The 24,970-nt window shown below is 32.0% G+C and carries 21 protein-coding genes; 8 read left to right on the top strand and 13 right to left on the bottom strand.

What is annotated here, in order from left to right:
- Positions 1-8 precede the first annotated feature (8 nt).
- The gene (locus AJN60_RS01665) at positions 9-1,454 is read left to right on the top strand and encodes a glutamate synthase subunit beta (RefSeq protein WP_070285757.1); all 1,446 of its coding nucleotides are present in this window, start codon (positions 9-11) and stop codon (positions 1,452-1,454) included.
- On the opposite strand, the gene AJN60_RS01660 is transcribed toward AJN60_RS01665, so the two are convergent.
- The 3 genes from AJN60_RS01660 to AJN60_RS01650 all read right to left on the bottom strand — a co-directional run bounded on the left by AJN60_RS01660 (position 1,455) and on the right by AJN60_RS01650 (position 3,014).
- The gene (locus tag AJN60_RS01660) at positions 1,455-2,030 is read right to left on the bottom strand and encodes a ribonuclease HII (protein ID WP_070285756.1); all 576 of its coding nucleotides are present in this window, start codon (positions 2,028-2,030) and stop codon (positions 1,455-1,457) included. It lies immediately after the preceding gene.
- A gap of 32 nt (positions 2,031-2,062) precedes the next feature.
- Positions 2,063-2,302 (bottom strand): ComEA family DNA-binding protein, encoded by a 240-nt coding sequence (locus AJN60_RS01655; RefSeq protein WP_070285755.1) that lies wholly within the window; start codon positions 2,300-2,302, stop codon positions 2,063-2,065.
- Positions 2,303-2,366: 64 nt separating this feature from the next.
- Entirely contained in the window at positions 2,367-3,014 is a 648-nt protein-coding gene (locus tag AJN60_RS01650) for a ferritin family protein (RefSeq protein ID WP_002855562.1), read from the bottom strand.
- Between the two features lie 158 nt (positions 3,015-3,172).
- On the opposite strand from AJN60_RS01650, the gene ilvD reads away from it, so the two are divergent.
- The gene (gene ilvD, locus AJN60_RS01645) at positions 3,173-4,849 is read left to right on the top strand and encodes a dihydroxy-acid dehydratase (protein ID WP_070285754.1); all 1,677 of its coding nucleotides are present in this window, start codon (positions 3,173-3,175) and stop codon (positions 4,847-4,849) included.
- A gap of 11 nt (positions 4,850-4,860) precedes the next feature.
- Here ilvD and AJN60_RS01640 read toward each other — a convergent pair whose 3' ends face one another.
- Together AJN60_RS01640 and AJN60_RS01635 are read right to left on the bottom strand one after the other, a co-directional pair.
- Positions 4,861-5,385 (bottom strand): YagU family protein, encoded by a 525-nt coding sequence (locus tag AJN60_RS01640; protein WP_002860860.1) that lies wholly within the window; start codon positions 5,383-5,385, stop codon positions 4,861-4,863.
- Between the two features lie 91 nt (positions 5,386-5,476).
- Complete coding sequence (locus tag AJN60_RS01635; RefSeq protein ID WP_070285753.1) at positions 5,477-6,703, bottom strand: HD domain-containing protein; 1,227 nt, start codon at positions 6,701-6,703, stop codon at positions 5,477-5,479.
- 78 nt (positions 6,704-6,781) lie between these two features.
- Here AJN60_RS01635 and queC point away from each other — a divergent pair, with 78 nt between their 5' ends.
- Positions 6,782-7,456 carry a 7-cyano-7-deazaguanine synthase QueC gene (queC, locus tag AJN60_RS01630; RefSeq protein ID WP_044778566.1) on the top strand — a complete coding sequence of 225 codons (675 nt, stop codon included), beginning with the start codon at positions 6,782-6,784 and terminating at the stop codon, positions 7,454-7,456.
- Between the two features lie 20 nt (positions 7,457-7,476).
- Here queC and dsbI read toward each other — a convergent pair whose 3' ends face one another.
- From dsbI to AJN60_RS01600, 6 genes are all read right to left on the bottom strand, one after another.
- Positions 7,477-9,003, bottom strand: coding sequence for a disulfide bond formation protein DsbI (gene dsbI / locus AJN60_RS01625; RefSeq protein ID WP_070274830.1), 1,527 nt, complete (start codon positions 9,001-9,003; stop codon positions 7,477-7,479).
- An 11-nt stretch (positions 9,004-9,014) separates the two neighbouring features.
- Positions 9,015-9,182, bottom strand: coding sequence for a disulfide bond formation protein Dba (gene dba, locus AJN60_RS01620; protein WP_002779270.1), 168 nt, complete (start codon positions 9,180-9,182; stop codon positions 9,015-9,017).
- Positions 9,183-9,288: 106 nt separating this feature from the next.
- The gene (locus AJN60_RS01615) at positions 9,289-11,067 is read right to left on the bottom strand and encodes a methyl-accepting chemotaxis protein (protein WP_070285752.1); all 1,779 of its coding nucleotides are present in this window, start codon (positions 11,065-11,067) and stop codon (positions 9,289-9,291) included.
- On the bottom strand, positions 11,057-11,971 hold the full coding sequence (locus AJN60_RS01610; protein ID WP_070285751.1) for a cytochrome-c peroxidase: 915 nt from the start codon (positions 11,969-11,971) through the stop codon (positions 11,057-11,059). Before AJN60_RS01610 ends, AJN60_RS01615 begins: the two co-directional genes overlap by 11 nt.
- An 87-nt stretch (positions 11,972-12,058) precedes the next feature.
- On the bottom strand, positions 12,059-12,931 hold the full coding sequence (locus AJN60_RS01605) for a fumarylacetoacetate hydrolase family protein (protein ID WP_002860866.1): 873 nt from the start codon (positions 12,929-12,931) through the stop codon (positions 12,059-12,061).
- A gap of 111 nt (positions 12,932-13,042) precedes the next feature.
- The gene (locus AJN60_RS01600; protein ID WP_044779733.1) at positions 13,043-13,945 is read right to left on the bottom strand and encodes an RluA family pseudouridine synthase; all 903 of its coding nucleotides are present in this window, start codon (positions 13,943-13,945) and stop codon (positions 13,043-13,045) included.
- A gap of 77 nt (positions 13,946-14,022) precedes the next feature.
- On the opposite strand from AJN60_RS01600, the gene purB reads away from it, so the two are divergent.
- Complete coding sequence (purB, locus tag AJN60_RS01595) at positions 14,023-15,351, top strand: adenylosuccinate lyase (protein ID WP_070285750.1); 1,329 nt, start codon at positions 14,023-14,025, stop codon at positions 15,349-15,351.
- Between the two features lie 15 nt (positions 15,352-15,366).
- Positions 15,367-17,736, top strand: coding sequence for a ribonucleoside-diphosphate reductase subunit alpha (locus AJN60_RS01590; RefSeq protein WP_002860869.1), 2,370 nt, complete (start codon positions 15,367-15,369; stop codon positions 17,734-17,736).
- Between the two features lie 38 nt (positions 17,737-17,774).
- Here AJN60_RS01590 and AJN60_RS01585 read toward each other — a convergent pair whose 3' ends face one another.
- Positions 17,775-19,160, bottom strand: coding sequence for a cation:dicarboxylate symporter family transporter (locus AJN60_RS01585; protein WP_052782965.1), 1,386 nt, complete (start codon positions 19,158-19,160; stop codon positions 17,775-17,777).
- Between the two features lie 119 nt (positions 19,161-19,279).
- Positions 19,280-19,903, bottom strand: a complete 624-nt coding sequence (gene thyX / locus AJN60_RS01580) for an FAD-dependent thymidylate synthase (RefSeq protein WP_044778558.1) — start codon at positions 19,901-19,903, stop codon at positions 19,280-19,282.
- 119 nt (positions 19,904-20,022) lie between these two features.
- Here thyX and AJN60_RS01575 point away from each other — a divergent pair, with 119 nt between their 5' ends.
- The 3 genes from AJN60_RS01575 to AJN60_RS01565 all read left to right on the top strand — a co-directional run bounded on the left by AJN60_RS01575 (position 20,023) and on the right by AJN60_RS01565 (position 24,344).
- The gene (locus AJN60_RS01575; RefSeq protein ID WP_070285749.1) at positions 20,023-21,654 is read left to right on the top strand and encodes a CTP synthase; all 1,632 of its coding nucleotides are present in this window, start codon (positions 20,023-20,025) and stop codon (positions 21,652-21,654) included.
- Entirely contained in the window at positions 21,641-23,212 is a 1,572-nt protein-coding gene (gene recJ, locus AJN60_RS01570; RefSeq protein ID WP_002860872.1) for a single-stranded-DNA-specific exonuclease RecJ, read from the top strand. Before AJN60_RS01575 ends, recJ begins: the two co-directional genes overlap by 14 nt.
- A gap of 85 nt (positions 23,213-23,297) precedes the next feature.
- A complete protein-coding gene (locus AJN60_RS01565; protein ID WP_079396326.1) occupies positions 23,298-24,344 on the top strand; it encodes a type II asparaginase in 1,047 nt (348 codons plus the stop codon).
- Positions 24,345-24,970: the final 626 nt, after the last annotated feature.

The following is a 24,970-nucleotide window of genomic DNA, read 5'->3' as shown; positions in this document are numbered from 1 at the left end:
GAGTAAAAATGGGAAATGCAAGAGGTTTTTTAGACTTTAAAAGAATAGATTTTAAAAAAATTGCTCCTAAGGAAAGGGTTTTAAATTTCAAAGAATTTACTATACCTTTGGATAAAAAAGAACAAGAAATTCAAGGCGGACGATGTATGGATTGTGGTGTGGCCTTTTGTCATACAGGCGTGATGAGCGAAGGAAAAGACGTAGGCTGTCCTTTAAACAATCTCATTCCTGAATGGAACGATCTTATTTATCGTTCTTTATGGAAAGAAGCTTATGAAAGACTTGAACTTACTAATCCTTTTCCTGAATTTACCGGTCGTGTTTGCCCTGCTCCTTGTGAAGATTCTTGTGTGTGTGCGATAAATGGTGTAAGCGTGAGCATCAAAAATAATGAATTATCCATTATAGAAAATGCTTTTAAGGAAAATTTAGTAAGAGTAAATAAACCTAAGCAATACAATGGCAAAAAAATCGCTATCATAGGAAGTGGACCCGCTGGACTTGCTTGTGCTAATACTTTAAATTCACTAGGTTATAAAGTAAGTGTTTTTGAAAGAAGCGATAAAATAGGCGGACTTTTGATGTATGGCATCCCTGATATGAAGCTTGATAAAAGTATAGTTCAAAGACGGGTGGATTTGCTTAAAAAAAGCGGGATTGAATTTAAAGTGAATGAAAATATAGACAGCAAAGATAAGGTTTCAAAACTTCTAAAAGAATTTGATGCTTTGGTGCTTTGTACAGGAGCAAGTAAGCCTATAGATCTTGATATAGAAGGTAGAAAGCTAAAAGGGGTTGAATTTGCCCTTGATTTTTTAACGCAAAATACCAAAACTTTGTTAAAAACAGGCAAGGGTGCAGATACGGCCAAAGGTAAAAATGTCTTGGTTATAGGAAGCGGGGATACAAGTATTGATTGTATCGCTGTAGCGACAAGACAAGGGGCTAAATCTATAGTGCGTTTTGAAAGAAGTCCAAAAAGACCTTTGCAAAGAAGCCAAAACAATCCTTGGCCTTTAAAAGCTGACATTTTTACTACTGATTATGGTTTAGAAGAAGCCATTGCTGTATATGGCAAAGATCCTAGGGAATATCAAAAAATGACAAAGAAATTTTTAGGAAAAACTCATGTAGAAGGCGTTGAAGCAAATGATTTAAAACGCGAGTTTAAAGAAGGCAAAGCTATAAATGTCGAAATTTCAAATTCTAAAAAAACTTATAAAGCGGATTTAGTGCTTTTAGCTATGGGTTTTAGCGGGTGCGAAGAAGCTATCACTAAAAATTTTGGAGTGAAATTAGATGAGAAAAACAACATAAGCACAGAAAATTTCCAAACCACTCATAAAAAAATCTTTGCTTGTGGAGATGCTAGAAAAGGACAATCTTTAGTTGTTTGGGCTATAAAAGATGGTATAGAATGTGCTTTGAGTTTGCATCAAAATTTAGCAAAATAATCATAAAAGTTTAAAACTTTTTCGGTGGAGTTTACAAATTCCAAATTTAGCTATAAGTTCTTTATGAGCTTTTGTACCATAGGCTTTGTTTTTTTCAAATTCATAATAAGGAAAGTCTTTAGCTAAGAAATTCATCACCCTATCTTTACTAACTTTTGCAAGTATGCTAGCTGCACTTACTTGCAAAATGCTAGCATCGGCTTTGATTTGTGTTTTTATCCCATTTATACCTAGGTTGGTGTTTCCATCATATAAGAAGTTATTTTCTGTTTTAAAATGCTTTTTTATAAGCTTTAAGCCTGTTTTTAAACAAGTGCTTAAGCCTAGTGCGTCGATTTGCTCTGAAGAAAAAGCAAGTATGAGATAGTTTGAATTTTTGATGATGATTTCATAAAGTTCTTCGCGTTTTTTTTCGCTTAGTTTTTTAGAATCACACAACCCATCAAGTCTTTTGTTCAATTTGCAAGCTGCCATCATCATAGGACCTGCCAAAGCACCGCGTCCTGCTTCATCAATACCAATTAAATTTATGTCAAATTCGTTTAAAAGTTCTTTTGTGTCAAATAAAGTTTTCAAATTTTTCTAAAAAGAAGGGCAAAAATGCCCTTTTATTCTACTGTGATATCATTTTTGATTTTTTCAAAAAGCTTATCACCTATGCCTTTAACTTTTTTAAGATCATCAATACTTGTAAAATTTGCTTCTTTGCGGTATTCTAAAATTGCTTTAGCCTTAGCTTCGACAATACCATTTAAACTTTTTAATTCTTTTAGCGTTGCAGTGTTGATATTTACAGCACCAAAGAGAAAAGCCGTTAAAGCAAAAAATAAAAATAGTAATTTTTTCATTTTCTTATCCTTTTATTAAAAAATAATTATAATATTATCTTAAAAAGGATAAGAATTTCTTAACTTAACCCAAAAATTCGCGTTTAAAATACTCTTTTGGTGCTTTACATAAAGGACAGGCTGCTGGAGCTTTTTTACCACGATGTATATGTCCGCATACTTCACAAACCCATAATTCTTCTACTTCGCTATTAAAAAATTCTTCTTCTTCAAGCATTTTTTTAAGCGCTAGATATTCTCTTTCGTGTTCGATTTCTACTTTGCCAATAGCTGTAAATAATCTCGCTATAGCCTTTTTGCCTTCATCTTCAGCAATTTTTGCAAAATTTGGATACATAGTTGTGTGCTCATAGTTTTCACCTTCTGCAGCACTTACTAGATTTTTTGTAGTTACCTCTAAAGGTTTGCCATCAACGATTTCATGATAAGCTTTAAATTCTGCTCTTGCATGCCATTTTTCATTTTCAGCTGCTTCTCTAAAATGTCTAGCAACCGCATGCCAACCTTCTTCTTCAGCTACATCAGCAAACAAATCGTATTTGTTTCTTGCCATAGATTCGCCCGCAAAAGCTTTCATCAAATTTACTGCAGTTAAATCTGTAGTGATACATTTCATTTCTTCACCGCAACAACTAAGCTTACCGCCACCTACATTTTGAACTTCTACTTCATTACCACATTTTTGGCATTTATAGGTTTCATATTGTCTCATTTTGACTCCTTTTTGATTATCAAAAAGCATTGTATTATAAAAAAATATTTTTGTCAATTAATAATTTTTATCATTTATGAAAATGTATATCAAAATAAATTTCACAAAAATTAAGCTTTGCTAAATATAATTTTAAAAAATTATTATCAGGAGTTACAATGAGAAGCGATGCGATAAAAAAAGGACATTTAAAAGCACCTAATCGTTCTTTACTTCGTGCTTGTGGTTTGAAAGATGAAGATTTTGACAAACCTTTTATAGGTGTAGCAAATAGCTATATAGATATAATCCCAGGACATTATTTTTTAAATGATTATGCTAAAATCATTAAAGATGAGATACGCAAAAATGGTTGCGTGCCTTTCGAGTTTAATACCATAGGTGTAGATGATGGTATAGCTATGGGGCATGAAGGTATGCTTTATTCTTTACCAAGTCGTGAAATCATCGCAAATTCCATTGAAACAGTGATGAATGCTCATCAACTTGATGCTTTAATCTGTATCCCAAACTGCGATAAAATCACTCCTGGTATGTTAATGGGAGCTTTAAGGGTCAATGTTCCAACCATTTTTGTAAGTGGTGGGCCTATGGCTTCAGGAGTAACCAAAAAAGGAGAAAAGATCAGTCTTAGTTCTGTTTTTGAAGCTGTAGGGGCTTATGAAGCCAAAAAAATTAGCGAAGAAGAATTTAAAGACATAGAATGTTCAGCCTGTCCAAGTGGTGGATCTTGCTCGGGAATGTTTACGGCAAATTCCATGAATACCTTATGCGAAGCTATGGGTATAGCACTAGAAGGTAATGGAACCATCTTAGCCTTAAGCAAAGAAAGAGAAGAGCTTTTAAGAAAAGCAGCGCGTCGTATTTGTGAAATCGCCTTAGATGAGCGTTTTAAAATTCGCAATATCATCACTCAAAAAGCCGTGCGTAATGCTATGGTAGTAGATATGGCAATGGGTGGAAGTAGCAATACAGTTTTACACATGCTTGCCATTTCGCGTGAAGCAGGGGTAGCACTAGACATTAAAGATTTAAATTTCATCTCAAGCAAAGTTGCACACATAGCAAAAATAGCCCCATCGCTAAATAGTGTTTATATGGATGATATCCACAAAGCAGGGGGTGTGAGTGCAGTTATGGCTGAAATTTCAAGCAGACAAGGACATATTTTAGAACTTGATGCACTGACTATCACAGGAGAAAGTCTCAAAGAACGCTTAAAAAATGCCAAAATCAAAGATGAAAATATCATTCGCAAAGTAGATAATGCTTACTCAAAAGTAGGTGGGCTTGCTATTTTGTTTGGAAATTTAGCTGAGCAAGGTTGTGTTATAAAAACGGCAGGAATAATCGGAGAAAGAAAATTTAAAGGCAAAGCTATTTGTTTTAACTCTCAAGATGAAGCTATCAAAGGTATTATTAAAGGCAAGGTGCAAAAAGGAAATGTTTGTGTGATACGCTATGAAGGTCCAAAAGGGGGTCCTGGTATGCAAGAAATGTTAAGCCCTACTTCACTTTTAATGGGTATGGGTTTGGGTGCTGATGTGGCTTTAATCACCGATGGTCGTTTTAGTGGAGCTACAAGGGGCTTAAGCGTGGGTCATATTTCCCCTGAAGCAGCTGAAGGTGGTCTTATAGGACTTTTAAAAGATGGAGATGAAATAGAAATTGATGTAGATGCTTATACCATCCATGCAAATTTAAGTGAAGAAGAAATCACTCAACGCAAAAAAGAATTTGTATTACCTCAAAAAGAAGTGCCTTCAAGATGGCTTAGAATGTATCAAAAACTTGTTAGCAATGCTAGTAAAGGTGCGGTTTTGGATATGGAATGAAAGGAAACCTTTCATTCTTCTATTTCTTTGGTTATACGATTTCTTATATCTCTACGAACTATTTCCATGCCCCACAGCCAAACAATATGTCCAAAAATTTCAGACAGGTGTTCATCAAAAGGAATTTCAGAAAGTGGTGGAACTTCTGCAATTAAAGGCATTACAATAACATGGGCAAAAAGATAAACAAAAAATCCAAAAACTGCACCTTGCCACATAGTAATACGGTGCCATTTTTCCGCTATCATACAATAAGCCACTCCAAAAACAATAGAAAAACCAACATGCACTATAAAAATTGACAAAGGCATTTGCATACCTGAAAACATATAAGTCCAATCAGTAGGTAAGCCTAGTTGTTCTAGAAAAATTTTAGGTGGAGTAACGCGTTCTAAAGCATCTGCTGGCCAAAAAACATTGGGATTTCTTGGAGGAAAAGGTACTTCCCAACCCCATTTAACAATAGCTCCGAAAATACCCGCTAATATACCTATAAAAAAGGCTAAAGTATAGCGCTTTTGAAAGTATTTTTTCATAATAACTCCTTTATATTTTATACAAAATAAAATTTGAATTTATAATATTTTTATTTAAAATATATTGAAAATAGGAGTATAAAAATCTTATTTAAATTTTAAAATACTCTCTTAAAATTTCACAAATTTCAAAAAAATTCACCCCATCTATAGTAGGATTTTCTTTAAAAAACTCATGCATTCCTAAAAAACCACTTTCAAGTTCTTTAGACTTTACACCATAGCTTATACTAAGTCCTGCTTCTATATAAGCAGCAATTTTATCGCAGTATTTAAGCGCCTTACCATCTATAGCGCCAAATTCATTTTCATTAAAAGAGCTTAAACTTCCGCTACAAAGTTCTATTTTAGCATTTTTATAAGTGCGATTTTCAAACTCATTTTTTACAAAATTCGACTCATCGTTTCTACCTTCTCTAATGCCTAAAATATAAGAAAACTCAGCCCTTAAACCCTCAGGCACAAAGGGTAAAATTCTTTCATTAATAAGTTTCATTTCATAATCATTTATGATATCATGAAGCCCATCAATACCGTATTTTACAGGGCTGATAATATCACGTGTTAAAGACTCTGGTAAATCATGAAACAAAGCACAATAAAAATTATTCTCAAGTCTTTTATCGCAAGCCTTGATTTTTAGTGAGTAAAAATATCCTAAAATCGCCACCACAAGCATATGTCCTAAAACCGCAGTTTCTGGTATGCGTGGAGTTTGAGCCCAACGCTTTTGAAAGCGAAGTCTTCCGCTAAGATCAATAATTTTTGCAATTTTTTGATTTAAAGCGATTTTTCTAGCTCCTATAAGTTCATAGTAATCTTCTAATTCTTCTTCAACTTTGTTTTTAATCTCATCAATATCATTTAAAAAAGCTGAGGTTTGATAAACTATGTTAAATTCCCATCTTGTAGCAAAATACGAAGCTGCTTTTAAGATAAGTCTTTCTTTAGCATAAGCATTGCCGTTTAAATACGCTTCAAAACGCTTTAAAAACTCTCCTTCTTCTATATCTTCTATCATAGGTTCGATTTTGCTTAAAACCCAAGCATTAACTTCAGCCTTTTTTTGACGCACGATTTCATGATACACATCAGGGCGTATATCAGTTACTACCACACGACTTAAAAACTCAAAAATTCCCCCTTCTATAATCACTCTCATATCCACATCTTTTTCCATTTTAGCGATAAAATATGCGATGATGAATTTATGAGCTTGTTTGTCAAGTTCCACTAAATTTGCCATTCTTGGATAATCATTCCAACGACTGATAGAAGCGGCTTTAAAAATGTGTTCTATGAGTTTTATGTTTACCATGCTTTTGCCTTTTTTTTGCAATTTAAATTTAAAAATTTTCGTTAAAATTGCGAAATTATAGCAAATTTAAGGATAAAAATGAGTAAAAAAGCACTTTGTATCATAAGTGGCGGTATGGATAGCACTTTGTGTGCTTATCTAGCTAAAAAAGAAGGTTATGAAATCATCGCTTTGCATTTTGATTATGAACAACGCACTCAAGAGAAAGAAAGAGAATGTTTTAAGCAAATTTGCAAGGCTTTAAAAGTAGAAAAATCTTATATTTTAGATGTGAGTTTTATCAAAGATATAGGGGGTAATGCCTTAACCGATAAAAGTATAGACATTCCTAAAAATGAGCTTTGCATAAGCGATACCCCACCTATCACCTATGTGCCTTTTCGCAATGGAATTTTCTTAAGCATAGCAGGATCTTTGGCTGAAAAGGAAAATTGTGAGAGTATTTTTATAGGGGTGGTAGAAGAAGATGGCAGTGGTTATCCTGACTGTACTGATGAGTTTATACAAAAGGCACAAGAATTTATCAATGAAGGTACGAGTAAGAATTTTAAAATTTGTATAAAAACTCCGCTTGTTAGACTGAACAAAGCTAAAATTGTAGAACTAGCCTTAAAAGAAAATGTACCTTTAGAACTTACTTGGTCTTGTTATGAGAGTGAAGATGAAGCATGTGGGGAGTGCGATAGTTGTTTGCTTCGTTTAAGAGGTTTTGAAAAAGCAGGGTTTAAAGATAAGATCAAATATAAGTCCTAGTTTTCACTAGGACTTAAAGCTTAGTTTAGAGTATAAAGCTTGTTTGCTCCATCTTGATAAGAAAGAATGTTGATTTTTCCATCTTTAAAGAAAATGCTTCTAGCATTAGTGATAGAGCTTGGGAAAGCGATAGTTTTTACTACTTCTTCCTTAACTGGATCAATTACGGCAATCACATTGTGATTTTTACTAAGTGCATAAATTTCCCCATCTTTAAAAGTCATAGAAGTTACATAAAGATCGCCTAAAGTTTTACCTTCTTTAAGATTTGCTTTTGGAGTAAATTCTCCTGAAAGAACACGATCTTTTAAAGAAACTTTAGAGATTACAAAAGTTTTAGCGTCTTTGTTGTTTGGAACAGTTGCAAGATAAAGATAATTTCCATCTGTAGTCATGCTTGCTACATGGTTAAATTTTGCTCTTACAGTATCAAGTCTTCCACGACCTAAACCTTCGCCTTGGCCTTTAAATTTATCATTACCTTTTACAAAATCAGCGTATTGTTTAGCGATATCTTCTTCACTTGCATTAGGATTTTTTGCAAATCTTAAGAAAGATTTGTTTGAGCCCATAAGAATGAATTTATCGTTCATATAAGGTATGATGCCAATAATTGGATCGATAGTAGCTGAAAAATAAGGATCAAGCTCAAAACCTTCTTTAACGCTAAAATTATTATCTAAGAAAGCCACATCCCATTTAGAGCTTGCTACAAATTCATTGTTGATATAATCAAGAGTATTGATGGCTTTGTCAAAATTTATAGTTTGTTCATTTGTGATTTTAAGCTCATCATTGATTTTTGCAAATGGAGCATTGTTGATATCATTATCAAATTTTATGCCAAGTTTTTCACTTGCAGGTGCAAAAGCATAATCAGGAGCTTTAACATCGCGCTTTCCTAAGAAAGAAATATTTTGCCATAAACCATTCCAACCTTCTTTACTCCAAATGATGTATTTTGGATTTAAGCTAAATCTTACAGGATCGCCTTGTCCCACATAAGGAGGAATTCCTGTGCTTACAAAAGCTTGGAAAACATTTGAAGCTACTACAATCGCACTGATAACTACAGCTGCGAGAGAAAATTTCGTATATTTTCTAAATTTTTCTCCATTTAATTCTGCTTCAAAAGCATTAAATTTAGGAGCAAAAGCAAAAATCACACCTAAAAGCAATACAACAGCCCAAAATACCACTTCAGCCCAAAAATAAGTATGGATACCAAAAACTGCTAAACCAAAACCTTGATCTAAATCTCTATGAGCGTGATTGCCATAGTGAGCAAAAGATTGATAAAGGCCTACTGCTGTCATGATTAAAAGAGCAGCAAGGTATTTACCTTTCATACCATAACGAACAATGAAAAGCGCCATCACACCGATAAAGATCATTGCTTCTCTTTGTCCCCAGCAAAGCGTGCAGGGACTATCACCCAACATATAACCAAATACAAAATTTGCAATACCTACAGGTAAGAGTATGATCAAAAAGCCTGCTAAACACATTAGCGTGTAGAAATTTTTTGTTTTATTGATTTCGTTCATTTAGCCCTTCCTTACAGATTCATTATTGTTAATAGTGCGCCTGTTTTGTGGCCAACATAGAAAAAAACCATTAAAAGCCAAGCTACCATTACCAAACCAAAAGCCAAATTTTCTTTTTCTGGTTTTTTGATAATCAGTATCAAGGCGATTAAAACTAATAAAAGTTCAAGAAACTCCATAGTATCTCCTTATGAAATAAAAACTGTTAATTTTACTTTAAAAACATAAATTAAAGATAAATTTTTTATTAAAATTTCGTGTTAATTTAAATTAACACGAAAAAAGTTACTGAAAGCTACTTAATTTTTCAGAGAGTTTAGACGCACCATTTAGAACATTTTGAGAGATATTATTGATTTCGGATGATAAATCTTTAACAGAATTTGCAAGTTCATTAACCTTGTCTATGCTTGTTCCTAGGATAAGCATTTTATCTTTTACTTCCATGCTTTTATCTTTCATGGTTTGGGTTGATTCTATAGAGCTTTCTAGTTTATGCATAGAATTTACAAGTTCTTGTTGTAAATCATTGGTTTTTAAAGAGGTTTCTTTCATAGAATCATGGATAAGATCCATCAAGGCTTTGTTGTCATTGATTTGTTGGACTATAGCATTAACAGTAGCATTTATATTTAAAAGAGATTTACTTGTTTTATCGGCAAGTTGACCTACTTCATCAGCAACAACTGCAAAACCCCGTCCATGTTCGCCCGCTCTTGCAGCTTCAATAGCTGCATTCAAGGCAAGTAGATTGGTTTGATCGGCTATATCTCTAATAGAACTTGTAATTTCTATGATATTATCTGCACTTTGAGTTAGATTATCCATATTGGCTACTATATTTTGCTCTTTTTCATTATTTTCATTTATTAAATTTACAAGTTCAGATAGAGTAAGTTCTACCTTATCCATCAGTATGTGCATATCTTGCATATTTTCTATGCTTTCTTGTGCTAAATTTCCCGCAAGATTGATATGATCATCTAAGACATAGGTGATTTCTTTAACGCCTTGAATTTGTTCATGTTGTGAATTAGAACTGTTTTCAAGCATCATAGAGTTGTTTTTGAGCTTTTGTGAATTTTGATGACTTGATTTAGCATTTTCTATGGCTTCTATGATTGAGTTTTGAACGGTGGATATAAATGAATTAATATATTGAGCACTTTGTCCAAGTTCGCTTTTTGGATCTATATTTAAACGAGAGTGTAGATTGGCTTCTTTACTAGCTAAATTAGCGCTTAGTTTTTCTAAAGTATGAATTGGCATGATGACTTTTTTTAGTGTTAATAAAATAAAAAATACAAATAATACAAGAGTGATTCCAAATACTGTTAAAGCGATATAAAATTTAAATAAATTAGATTGTTCTACAGCATTTTGAGTGAAAGCGTTAAGTTGTTTTAACTCTTTCATAAGAGAATTATTCTCATAAATAGAAGAATTATCTTGCATAATAGAAATCTGTTTTACAATCATTTTATAGTGTTTTAGAAAAAGTTGTAAATTTTCACTTTTTGTATCGTTTTTGATTTCTTTCATAAGGCTGTTGAGTTGATTGAGTGTTGTTTTTTGCAAAATACTTTCAGTTGAAAGAACGCTTAACATAGAACTCATTGTTCTATAGTTGTTTTTATTTGTTTCATGGTTTTGTTCTAATTCTTCAAAATAATTTTTAGCTAACTCAAACAAATAAAGTTTTGAATTTACCGCTATGGAATTTGCGGATTTGAAATAATTAAGCTGGATTAGTTTGGCATTAAAAATTTCTTCCGCTTTGCTTATATCAATCCCAAAAGTTTTAAGTTTTTTAAAGTTTTCTTGCATTTTTTTTATTGCTTGAACACTTGGATCATAGTTAATAAAATTAAAACTATTTTGAAAAACGGAATTGATTTTTTCATCTGAAATTTGTAGCTGTTGAACTATGTTTATTAAGTCTTTATTATCTTTAGATGAGGAGTAGTTGTTAAAAATAATACCTAGCAAAACAAGAATAAAAGCTAAAACTAGCGAAGATAAAATAATAAATTTTATCAAAAATGAACTTTTTTTATTTGTCATGATATTCTCCTGTCAAGCTTTCTAGGAATGCAACTATATTATCAACTGTTTTTTGATCTAAAAATTTTCCTAGTTGATAGTAAGCCATAAACTGAACACAAGCATCTAAAGTAGGTATAGAACCATCATGAAAATAAGGCGCGGTTTTGGCTATATTTCTTAAACTAGGAACCTTAAATATCATTTTATCAGCTTCTCTTTTTGTGATATCATAGCGTCCTAAATCTTCTTGATTTGGGTATTCTTCAAAAATACCGATTTTTTGAAACATATTTCCACCTATATTTTGACCTTGATGACAAGAAATGCAGCCATTAGCTTTAAAATCTTCATAACCTTTTTTAGCTTGAGCTGAAATAGCATTTTGATCTCCGCTAAGATAGCGATCAAAAGGAGAATTTGGAGTGATTAAGGTTTTTTCAAATTCTGCAACTGCAAGAGCTATGTTTTCTACCGTAACTTCTCCAAAAAGTTTTTTAAAAGTTTTTACATAATCTTCATTAGAATTAACTTTTTGTAAAAGAAGTTCAGGACTTAGTCCCATTTCTTTTGGATTAAAAAAAGGCACTTTTGCTTGTTCTGCTAAATCTTTGGCTCTGCCATTCCAAAATTGCACAAAATTAAACACAGAATTAAAGGTTGTAGGAGTGTTAAAAGGTTTATCAAGTTGATTATCAACTCCTATTGAAAATTCAAGTCCATCAACGCCGTGTTGATCAAGCCTATGGCAGGTATTACATGAAACTTTTCCATCTTTGGATAAGCTTTTATCCATATAAAGACTTTTTCCAAGCTTAGCTTTTTCTTTATCATAAGGGATGGAATTTGGAATAGGGGTTATCATATCTACTGCAAAGACTATATTTGCATAAGATAAACATAAAATTATTATTATTTTTTTCATAATAAATTTCTACCTTAAGTTTAAATTTCTCAGAATGTCATTATACTTTAATTTTGGTAAATTGTTTAATATATTGATATTTTTTATTTAAAGTTTTTTTATTTTATTGCAAAGTTCTCCTAAATTTTCTATGACACAACGTACTTTATCTCCTGATTTTAAAAAAGTAGGTGGATTTAACCCCATGCCCACTCCACTAGGAGTTCCCATAGATATAATACTTCCAGCTTTTAAAAGCATGCCCGCGCTAAGTTCTTCTAAGACATAAGCAATATCAAAAATAAACAATTGGGTGTTAGAGTTTTGGCGCAGTTCATCATTGACATAGCTTTGAAGTTGGAGTTTAGGAGGATAAGAAATTTCATCTACACTTGTGATATAAGGTCCCATTATAGTGCTACCTTCAAGACTTTTTGCTCGGTAGAATTGTTTGTGGCGTTTTTGAAGTTCGCGAGCTGAAATTTCATTGATAATAGTATAGCCAAAGATATAATTTTTTGCATCTTTAGCTTTGATTTTATAAGCATCTTTACTTAAAATAAATGCAAGCTCACATTCATAATCAAGCTGAGAAGTTACATCTGCATGTAAAGGTATATCTCCAAAAGGTGGCGTAGCTTGATTGCAGCGTTTTCCAAAATATACAGGATATTCTCTTTCTTCAAATTTTTCACCCTTAAATTTGGCAGATTCTTTGGCATGATCTAAAAAATTAATCCCAAGACATATAATATCTTGACGAGGTTCTATAATAGGAGCTAGATAATCTTCTTTTGGAATTTCATAGGCTATTTTAGAATCCAAGTCTGTAAGCTTGTGTTTAAATTTATCAAAATAGATAATAAATTCATTCATATCGTTAGTTTCAATGCCAAGATCAGCAAAACTTACAATTTTTCCACTAGAATTTAGTACTCCTAGATTGGGTTTTTGATCCTGTATAAAATTAACAAATTTCATTAGAAAATCTCGCTTTTTTATTTAATTATACTTAAAGTTTTAGTAAGAATTATTTTTTTGTTTTAAAATTTGGTAAAAAAGTGATTGATTGTAGCGTAGTGAAACATCATTTTATTTTATGGAATTGTTGAAAATTTCTTTTATGTTTATTTTTGAGTTGATATCAAAATTTTGATTTTTATATTGAAATTTCAAACGATAAGAATGCAAACACAAACGCAAGGCACCTGTAAGTTTTAAGCGTTCTTTAGGATTTAATTTTTCATCTAAAATGCTTTCGATTTGTTCTTTGCTAAGCCCATAAAGCGGATCTCCTAAAATGGTATGGTTTTTATAGTGCAAATGCACTCTTATTTGGTGTTGCCTGCCTGTTAAGGGTTTGCAAAGTAAAAGAGTGGCGTTGATTTTAGGAAAGTATTCTAAAATTTCAAATTCAGTGATAGCCTGTTTTCCTTCTTTGCAAATTTGCATTCTTGTTTTTATATCATCGTAGTTTTTAGTTAAATTTATAGCTTTATCAACTATAAAATTTTCTTCTATTTTTCCATGAGCTAGAGCAAGGTATTCTTTTTGAACTAGTTTTTTTTCAAACAAGCTTTTAAGATCAATTTGTGCTTTTTTATTTTTAGCTACAAGTATAAGTCCGCTTGTTTCTTTATCAAGCCTGTGCGCTACGCAAGCTTCTTTTCCCCAAAGATGCCAAATTTCATCACTAAGACTGTATTTGCAATGTCTACCATTTGGATGGCTTAAGATCCCACTTTCTTTTTCAAGTATGGCAAAGTCTTCATTTTCAAAGACAATTTCTACTCCTTTGGGGTTGTTTTCATAGACTATAAGCTCTACTAAACCATTTAAAATTTTATTCTTTTCTTCTACTAAAATTCCATCACAAAAAAGTCTTTTTTTGTCTATGAGTTTTTGTGCTTCATTTATGCTAATTTTTAAATTTTCCATAAGGACTTGAAACGCCTTTTTTCCATTGTTTGAGAGTTTTATTTTTATGTAGGCCATTTAATAACTTTCTTAGGATAATTTGATATAATTTCCGTTTTTTAAAATATAAAATTATAGCTAAAAAGGTTTCAAAGATGGTTGAAAGATATAGCAGAGAAATCATGGCTAAAAAATGGGACATGCAAGCAAAATATGATGCGTGGTTAAAAGTAGAATTAGCTGCTGTAAAAGCTTGGAATAAACTCGGTCTCATTAATGACACAGACTGCGAAAAAATTCTTAAAAATGCAAAATTTGATATTGCAAGAATAGACGAAATAGAAAAAACCACAAAACACGATGTTATCGCTTTTCTTACAAGTGTAAGTGAAAGTTTGGGAGAAGAGAGTCGTTTTGTGCATTATGCAATGACAAGTTCTGATTGTATAGATACAGCTGTTGCTTTACAGATAAAAGAGAGTTTGGAGCTTATTTTAGAAGATGTTTCTTTGCTTTTAGAAGTGATTAAAAAGCGTGCTTTGGAGCATAAAACCACTTTAATGGTAGGAAGAAGTCATGGAATTCATGGAGAACCTATCACTTTTGGTTTGGTGTTAGCTATTTGGTATGATGAAATTTTGCATGCAAAAGAGCTTTTAGAACATGCAAAAGAAGCGATAAGCTATGGAAAAATCAGTGGTGCAATGGGAAATTTTGCTCATGCACCTTTGGAATTTGAAGAAGAAGTTTGTAAAAATTTAGGTCTTAAAGCCGCTCCTGTTTCAAATCAGGTGATTCAAAGAGATCGTTACGCTCAAGTTATTTCTGCTATTGCGATTTTAGCTTCAAGTTGTGAGCAAATCGCTGTAGCCATAAGACATTTTCAAAGAACTGAAGTTTATGAGGCTGAAGAGTATTTTAGTGTAGGACAAAAGGGAAGTTCAGCTATGCCACATAAAAGAAATCCCGTTTTAAGTGAAAATATCACAGGGCTTTGTCGTGTGCTTAGATCTTTTGTAACTCCAGCTTTAGAAAATGTTGCACTTTGGCATGAAAGAGATATATCTCATTCTAGTGTTGAAAGATTTATTTTGCCTGATGCTTTTATCACGGCCGATTTTATGCTTACGCGTCTTACAAATTTGATTGATAAGCTTTTGGTTTATCCTGAAAATATGATGAAAAATTTAAATCTTACAGGTGGGCTTGTATTTTCAGGGAGGGTGCTTTTAGAACTTCCATTTAAAGGCATTAGTCGTGAAGAAGCTTATAAAATAGTTCAAAGAAATGCTATGAAAGTTTGGGCGGATTTGCAAAATGGCAAGGCTGCTATCAATGAAAAAAATGAAAGTTTGTTTTTGTTGGCACTTTTAGAGGATGAGGATTTAAGAAAAAGTTTGAGCGAAGAGGATGTAAGAAAATGTTTCGATTATAACTACTATACAAAAAATGTTGATGCAATTTTTAAAAGAACATTTAAATAAAAAGCAAGGAAGGCAATGAAAGTTATTAAAAGAAATGGTCGCACAGAAGAATTGGATATTTCTAAGATTAAAAAATGCACCTCTGATGCTGTAAAAGATTTAGAAGGTGTGAATTTAAGCGAACTTGAACTCGATGCAAAGATTCAATTTCGCGATGGAATTTCAACTGAAGAAATTCAAAAAACTTTAATTAAAACCGCGGTAGATAAGATAGATATTGATTGTCCAAATTGGACCTTTGTTGCAGCTAGACTTTTTTTATTTGATTTGTATAAGAAAGTTAATGGTATGAATCGCTATAATCATTTGCGTGAATATTTTGAAAAGGGCGAAAAAGAAGGAAGAATTTTACTTGGTCTTAAAGAAAAATACGATTTAGATGATTTAAATGCTTATATTAAGCCTGAACGCGATATGCAATTTACTTATCTTGGTATTAAAACTTTATATGATAGATACTTGATTAAAGATAGTAAAGGTATGCCTATAGAACTTCCTCAACAAATGTTTATGGCCATTGCGATGTTTTTAGCGCAGAATGAATTTAATCCCCAAGAATGGGCAAAGAAATTTTATGATCTTATTTCTAAATTTGAACTCATGCTTGCAACTCCAACTTTATCAAACGCTAGGACAACGCGCCATCAACTTAGCTCTTGTTATATAGGATCAACCCCTGATAATATTGAAGGTATTTTTGATTCTTATCAAGAAATGGCTTTACTTTCTAAATTTGGTGGTGGTATAGGTTGGGATTGGTCTAAAGTGCGTGCTATGGGTGGAAGCATAGATGGGCATAAAAATGCCGCAGGAGGGATTATACCTTTCTTGAAAATTACCAACGATATTGCCGTGGCAGTAGATCAACTAGGTACTAGAAAAGGGGCTATAGCGGTTTATATAGAGCCTTGGCACATGGATATAAGTGATTTTATTGATTTGCGTAAAAATTCAGGTGAAGAAAGACGCCGTGCTCATGAACTTTTCCCTGCTTTATGGATCAATGATCTTTTTATGAAGAGAGTGAGAGCAAACGATAAATGGACTCTTTTTGATCCTGCAGATACAGCGGATTTGTGTGATTTATATGGCGAGGCTTTTGAAAAACGCTATGAAGAATATGAAAAAGATGAAAGCATTACCAAAGAAATCGTAGAAGCTAAAGAGCTTTGGAAGAAAATTTTGCTAAATTATTTTGAAACAGGCTTGCCATTTTTATGTTTTAAGGATAGTGCTAATAGAGCAAATCCAAATGCTCATGTAGGAATTATTAGAAGTTCAAATTTATGTACTGAAATTTTTCAAAATACCGAGCCAAATTATTATCAAATTAAAGTAGTTTTTGAAAATGGAGATGAGCTTCATTTTGATGAAGAGCAAAAGGTTGTGATCGATGGGGGATATGAAAAACCAGCCAAAAAAATATCAACTTTAGATAGCATTGATGGTAATAAAGTTTATATAGTGGAAAAATATAAAAATGATGGAAAAACAGCCGTTTGTAATTTAGCAAGTATAAATCTTAGCAAAGTATATACTAAAGAAGATATAGAGCGTGTTGTGCCAACGGCTATTCGTATGCTTGATAATGTAATTGATTTAAATTTTTATCCTCATAGAAAAGTAAAAGATACAAATTTAAAATCTCGCGCCATAGGACTTGGAGTGATGGGTGAAGCACAAATGCTTGCTGAGGCTAAGATTCATTGGGGAAGCGATGAGCATTTAAATAAAATCGATGAGATTATGGAGCAAATTAGCTTTGAAGCTATTAATGCGAGTTCAAATTTAGCTCTTGAAAAAGGTTCTTATGAAGATTTTGAAGGATCAAATTGGAGCAAGGGGATTTTTCCTATTGATGTAGCAAGTCCTAAGGCTAAAGCTTTAACTTTAAGAGAAGGCTTATTTGATCAAAGTGAATGCGACTGGGTTAAACTTAGAGAAAAAGTTAAAAAAGATGGTATGAGAAATGGTTATTTGATGGCCATTGCGCCTACTTCTTCTATTTCTATCTTGGTGGGTACTACGCAGACTATAGAACCTGTTTACAAAAGAAAGTGGTTTGAACAAAATTTAAGTGGTATGATACCTGTTGTTGTGCCAAATTTAAGCCTTGATACTTGGCAATACTATACTCCAGCCTACGAACTTGATCAAAAAATTCTTGTAAAGGCTGCTGCTGTGCGTGGTAAATGGATCGATCAAGGGCAGAGTTTAAATATCTTTTTATCACTTGATAAAGCAAGTGGGGGATATTTAAATGAAATTTATCAACTCGCTTGGGAGCTTGGAGTAAAATCTACTTATTATTTAAGAAGCGAAAGCCCTGATAGTGAAAAAGTTAATGTTGCAGATCGTAGCATAGAATGTGAAGGTTGCCAATAAATACTAAAACCCAATGAAAAGCATTGGGTTTTAAAAGATTAAGAATTGTAAATTTCTTTATCTAGAGCTTTTAGATTTTTTGCAGTACAAAGTGCCGAAGTCATAGCTCCTGAGACATTGCTTGCTGTTCTTGCCATATCTATAATAGGATCTATGGCTAAAATCAAACTTAGCATGACAAAATTATTACCAAATCCAATCCCTGCTAGCATAATAGAAGCTGCCATAGTTGCACTTCCAGGTACCCCAGCTATACCCAAGGATCCAATAACAGCTACCAAAACTATCATTAAAGCAAATGTAAAATCAATATGTGTATGTGTAGCAAAAGCTACAAAAACTGCCGCTAAAGCTGGAAAATATCCTGCACAACCATTAAGTCCTGTTGTTGTACCTATAGATGCTACAAAATTAGCTATAGCTGAATTAACTCCAAATTTATTTTGCAAAGTTGAAGTGGTCATAGGCAAAGTGCCCAAAGAAGATCTTGAGCTAAATGCAAATAACCATACAGGAAATGCTTTTTTTGCATATTTTATAGGGTTTAGCCCTTGTGAAGCAAGAAGTAAAAAATGCACCCCAAACATTATAAACATAGCCATATAAATAAGCATTATAAAAAGCCCAGCTGTTTTGATAGCTTCAAAACCATTGCTTAAAAGCACATTAGCCATCATACAAACTACAGCATAAGGCATAAATCTAATAACTGTAGCAGTCATGTTCATCATAATATTATAAAAGATTAGGATAAAATTATGAAAACTTTTAAAGGCTTGTTCATACTCTTCTTTTTTAGAAATTTTTTTAGCACTAATTCCTACAAAAAAAGAAAAAATGACAATAGCTATAATATTTTCTTTATTAATAGCTGTAATGATGTTGCTAGGTATTAGCCCTAGTATAATATTTGAAAAAGTTTGAATTTCGCGAATTTGTTTATCTCCTTCATGTATTGCAAAATTACTTCCTAAATCAAAACTATAACCTAAAAATATACCCAAGGTTGCAGCTATGGCTGTGCTAAAGAGTATCCAAAAAAGACTTATTCCAAGCAAGGAGGATATTTTGATATTTTTATCAATTTCTATAATTACTTTTATAATGCAAATGCTTACAAGGGGAACAACCAACATTTTTATAAAAGCTACAAAAACAGAACTTACAAATGCAAACCAATGTTTTGTTTCACTATACCAAAGAATATTACTTGCTTCTTTAGCATCTGGAAAATTTGCCAAATATTGCAAAGCAAAACCAAACCCCAAACCCATTAAAAGCGCAAATAGCATGCGAAGAGAAAAATTGATTTTTATATCCCGCATTTTTTTTAATGCGTAAAAAGCAACACAAAGCATAGCAAGAGTAGCTATAGTATGAGCTTGTGAAAGCATTAAAAAATCTTGAAAAAATTGTTTATCCATAAAAAGTCCTTATAAGAAACTATAATCAAGCACAAGGTATATGAAAATATACTTGCATAAAGCTTGATTTTATAAATGGTAGCATAAAAATATTTTAAATAAGATAAAATTAGTATGATTTATTCTATATCTTTATGTAGGCAATGTTCAAATATAAATTTGTGTTCTTGTGGTAAGGCTTCAAATAAAGCATTTGCTAAATTTCTAATCTCCCAAAGAGCTGATTTTGAACTACGCAAAGATATGAAATTTTGCAAACTTCTTGCATTAATCGTTAGTGTAAGTTCGGTTTTATAACTTTCTGGTAAGCAGTATTTGGCTATATCTAGACTAATGCTTTTTTGTAAAATAGTGCGTAAATTTTCTAAGGCTTTAATACTTGCGTTATCAACCTCTTCATTGCCACAAAGCACAAGATAACGGCTTGCATTTTCAAAATCTCCTGTTTTAAATTCAGCTTCATTGCGAAGTTCTTTTAAGGTATAACGCGTGCTTTTTACACTAGGACTAGTGTGACGGTGTCTTGCAACTTCTTGCAAACAAGCTCTTGAAATTCCTTGTATATAAAAAGTATAGTTTAGATGTTCTAAGGTTGAAGCGTGTTTGAATTTATTACCCACGCGATCGATAAGTTCTTTATCTTTTTCGCCACCGCAATCGCCTTTTTCAAAGCTTTGCCAACAAGTTCTTGTTGCATGAGAACAAATAGATAATGGAGTGTGAAAAAGTAAAGTGATTTGCATGCTTATTCCTTTTTTGATAAAAATATTTTTTATAATTCTTGCATTTTTTACTTAAAATTCTAATGAAATAAAAAGTTTTATCAAGCTATAATTAGATAAAAAAATAAGGCTTATTATCAATGAAACAAACAAAATATATTTTTGTAACAGGCGGAGTTTTAAGTTCTTTGGGTAAAGGGATAGCTGCTGCTTCTATCGCAACACTTTTAAAAAATTCAGGGCTTAAAGTGAGTATTTTAAAAGCTGATCCTTATATCAATGTCGATCCAGGCACCATGAGTCCTTTTGAGCATGGGGAAGTTTTTGTAACTGATGATGGAGCAGAAACGGATCTTGATTTGGGACATTATGAGCGTTTTTTGGATGAGAGTTTATCTCAAGATAATAACTTTACTACAGGACGCGTTTATCAAAGTGTGATTGAAAAAGAAAGGCGTGGAGAATATCTTGGCAAAACCATTCAAGTTATCCCTCATATAGTAGGAGAAATCAAAGATCGCATTAAAAAAGCAGGAGAAGGCAAAGATATACTCATCGTTGAAATAGGCGGAACTGTTGGGGATATAGAAGGCTTGCCTTTTTTAGAAGCCATTCGTGCTTTGCGTTTGGAAGTGGGTAAAAATAATGCTATGAATATTCATCTTACCCTAGTACCTTTTATCAAGGCTGCAGGAGAATTAAAAACAAAGCCAACTCAACATAGTGTAGGCGAGTTAAGACGCATAGGCATTAGTCCTGATATGATTATTTGTCGTAGTGAAAAAGCTCTTGATAGAGATTTAAAAGATAAAATTGCTATTTCTTGTGGGGTGGAAAAAAATTGCGTGATAGAAAGTGTTGATGCGGCTAGTATTTATCAAATTCCACTTAATTTTTTAAAGCAAGATATTTTAAGCCCTATTGCTGAAATTTTGGATTTGAAAAATTTAAAACCTAATATGGAAAATTGGGACTCTTTGGTAAAAAGAGTTATAGCTCCAAGTAATGAAGTTAAAATCGCTTTTGTAGGCAAATATGTGGATTTAAAAGAAAGCTATAAAAGCCTTACTGAAGCTATTATACACGCAGGCGCAGCTCTAGATACTAAAGTGGAGTTAAAATGGGTAGATAGTGAAAAACTTGAAAATATGGAAAGTGCTGAAGTATTTAAAGATGTGAGTGGAATTTTAGTTGCGGGGGGATTTGGATATCGTGGTGTAGAAGGTAAGATAAAAGCCATTCAATACGCAAGAGAAAATAAAATTCCTTTTTTAGGAATTTGTTTAGGTATGCAGCTTGCTTTGGTGGAAGTTGCTAGAAATGTATTAAAACTTAAAGATGCAAATTCAAGTGAATTTGATGAGAAATGCCAAAATCCTGTGGTTTATTTGATTGATGAATTTATGGATACAAATGGAGAAAAACAAATTCGTACAGCAAAAACTCCTTTAGGCGGAACTATGCGTTTAGGGGCTTATAAATGTGATATCAAGGAAAAATCCCTTTTGGCTAAGGTTTATAATGAAACAAAAAGTGTAAAAGAACGCCACCGCCACCGTTATGAAGCAAATCCAAAATATAGAGCAGATTTTGAAAAACACGGTTTAATTGTAAGTGGTGAAAGCAAAGGATTGATTGAAGCAGTTGAACTTAACTGTCATCCTTTTTTCTTGGCTGTGCAATTTCATCCAGAATTTACTTCAAGACTTGAGCATGTTAATCCTGTGATTTGCGGTTTTATCAAGGCAGCTATAAACTATGAAGATAATTAATAAAAATGAAATTAAAAAAATTTTGGCTTCACGCTTTGAAAAAGATTTGCATACCAAACTTTGCGATCTGCCTTTGCCATGCTGTTTAAAGGATGCATATAAAGCAGCTAATCGCATCAAAGAAGCTGTAGAAAAAAATGAGAAAGTCGCCATAGTAGGGGATTATGATGTTGATGGAATTATTTCTTGTGTTATTATGGCAGAATTTTTCGATGATATAGGTTTTGATTATATAGTAAGAATTCCAAATCGTTTTAAAGATGGATATGGATTAAATGCTGAGATCATCAACGAACTTGATGTAAATTTAATAATAACAGTAGATAATGGAATAGCTGCTCTTGAAGCAGCCAAACTCTGTAAAGAAAAAAATATAGATTTGATTATCACTGATCATCATATGCCTCAAGATGTTTTGCCTGATGCTTTTGCCATTATCAATCCAAAGCAAAAAGATTGTGATTTTCCAGAAATTGAAATTTGTGGAGCTCAAGTTGCATGGTATTTGATAGCGGCTTTAAAAGAGGTGTGCAAGCTTAAATATGATATGTGTAAATTTTTAGAACTTTTGGCGATTGCAATTATTGCAGATATGATGGAACTTAGAGATTTAAATCGTGCTTTAGTAAGGCGTGGTATAGATCATATTAACAAATCTAAAAGGGCTGCTTTTAGGGCTATTAAGCATTATTATCAAAAGGATAAATTTGCTCTTGATAATATAGGGTTTTTAATTGCTCCGCTTATAAATAGTGCTGGAAGAATGGATGATGCAAGTATTTCTTATGAATTTTTACACACTAAAGATTTTAATAAAGCTTTAGAATATCTAGAACAAATTGTTAGTTTTAATGAAAGTCGTAAAGATGAAGAAAAACAGCTTTTTGAAGATAGTTTAAATCAAATCGATGAAAACGATTCTTGTATTGTGGTATCGGGTTTAAATTGGCATGAAGGGGTTTTAGGGATTGTGGCAAGTCGTTTAGCTAAACATTTTAATAAACCTGCTTTTGTATTTTCTCAAAATAAAGAACACTTAAAAGGTAGCGCAAGAAGTGTTGGCAAGATTGATATTTTAGCTTTAATTTCTAAGACAAATTCTATATTAAGCAATTATGGTGGTCATAAAGGTGCCGCTGGAATCAGTTTAAACTCTGAAAATTTTGAACAATTTAAAAATAAAATCAAAAAAGAATGTTCGCAAATTTCTGAAAGTGAATTTTTGGATACAGATGAAATTTTAGGAATCTTAGAACCTAGCGAAATTGATTTTGAAATGCTTGAAATTTTAGAATCTTTTGAACCTTTTGGACATAAAAATCCACGACCTTTTTTTGTTTTAGAAAATCTTTGTGTAAAAAATAAAAAACTTCTAGGTAAAGATGAAAAACACTTAAAGCTTATTTTAACCAAGGAAAATAAAACCATAGAAGCTTTATTTTTTAATTTTGATAAAGAGCCAGAATTGAATCAAAATATTTCTTTGCTTGGAAGTATTTCTAAGAATGAATTTAGAGGATTAGTAACTCCACAATTTGTTATTAAAGAAATTTTATAAATTTTATAAAATTTTTATTTATTATTTATTAATATTATATAAGTTTCATTAATGAAACGAATTTTAACAAAATAAGGGGAGAATTGTGAAAAAGTTACTATTATGTGTATTAGTATTTTTATCTATAGGAGCATGTATGGCAGAAGCTAAACCAAAGATTGCTATTTTAGCAACAGGTGGAACGATAGCAGGTTCTATTGATAGTGCTGTTGCCACAACAGGTTATACAGCTGGGGTTGTTGGTGTAGATGTTTTAATCAAAGCGGTTCCACAAATTCAAGATTTAGCTAATATTAGCGGGGAACAAATAGCAAATATTGATAGTTCAAATATGCGTGATGAAATTTGGCTAAAGCTTGCTAAAGAAATCAATAAGCTTTTTGCTGAAGGGGTGGATGGTGTGGTTATAACTCATGGTACTGATACCATGGAAGAAACTGCTTATTTTCTAAATTTAACCATTAAAAGTGATAAGCCTGTAGTTTTAGTTGGCGCTATGCGTCCATCAACTGCTATAAGTGCAGATGGGCCAAAAAATCTTTACAATGCTGTAGCATTAGCTGCTGATAAAGAGTCTAAGGGCAAGGGTGTTATGGTAGCTATGAATGATAAAATTTTAAGTGCTAGAGGTGTAGTAAAAACCCATAGTTTAAATGTTGATGCTTTCTCTTCTCCTGATTTTGGGGATTTGGGTTATATAGTAGATGGTAAAGTCTTTTTCTATAATAATGTTACTAAAGCTCATGCAAAAAACGCTCCTTTTGATGTAAGCAAACTCACAAGTTTGCCAAAAGTAGATATTCTTTATAGCTATTCAAATGATGGTAGTGGTGTCGCTGCAAAAGCTTTATTTGAACATGGAACTAAGGGCATAGTTGTTGCAGGAAGTGGTGCAGGAAGTATACATGAAGATCAAAAAAATGTTTTAAAAGAGCTTATAAAAAAAGGACTTGATGTTGTTGTAAGTTCAAGGGTTGTAGCAGGTCGTGTTGCTGTGAGTGATTCAGATGAAAAATTAGGTTTTATTAGTGCTGAAGATTTGAATCCTCAAAAAGCAAGAGTTTTGCTTATGTTAGCGCTTACAAAAACAAGTGATCCTAAAAAAATTCAAGAGTATTTTTTAAAATATTAAAATTTTTTAAATATTTCTAAACTTAGGGAATTTATCTTCCCTAAGTCAAGCCTTTTAATCCTAATAATAGTATATTATATCTTGCATTTTTTATTATCATTAAAATATAGCCCCCATTTTTCAACCCACCAAATACTTATATAAATATTTACACAAATATTTATACTATTTAATCCTTTATTTAATCCCCTTTTAAGTTTAATTGGTTATACTTTCATTTCCTTTTTTGAAAAAAGGACTTAAAATCTTTTAAATTATAAAGTTTCACTAACTGAGTAGATTTTATAAATTAACTTTATTTTAGATTTTTTAAGTTTTTAAATTATTTGAGTTTTTAACTTTCTTAATTTTTTAATTTAAAACTAAAAGCTTTTTTATAAATCTTGTTTTTAATTTAAAAACTTTTCTTTTAAAAATGATTTTTTGTTTTGTTCTTTTAAATTAGTATTGTTATTCAAATCTTATTAGTCAATCTTTGAAATCTAAATAAGTGATCGATTGAGCCAGAAAGATTTAGGCATAAGCAATTATGTAAAATCTATTCAATCTAATATTAAAAAGATTAAAAGCTTTCTTTTAATCTTTTATAACTTTTTCTTTGAAGAAAAAGATTAAACTATCTATAA

Origin of the sequence: Campylobacter sp. BCW_4323 (assembly GCF_001763115.1) — a bacterium.
Lineage (GTDB): Bacteria > Campylobacterota > Campylobacteria > Campylobacterales > Campylobacteraceae > Campylobacter_D > Campylobacter_D jejuni.
This window is presented reverse-complemented; position numbering and strand designations above follow the sequence as displayed.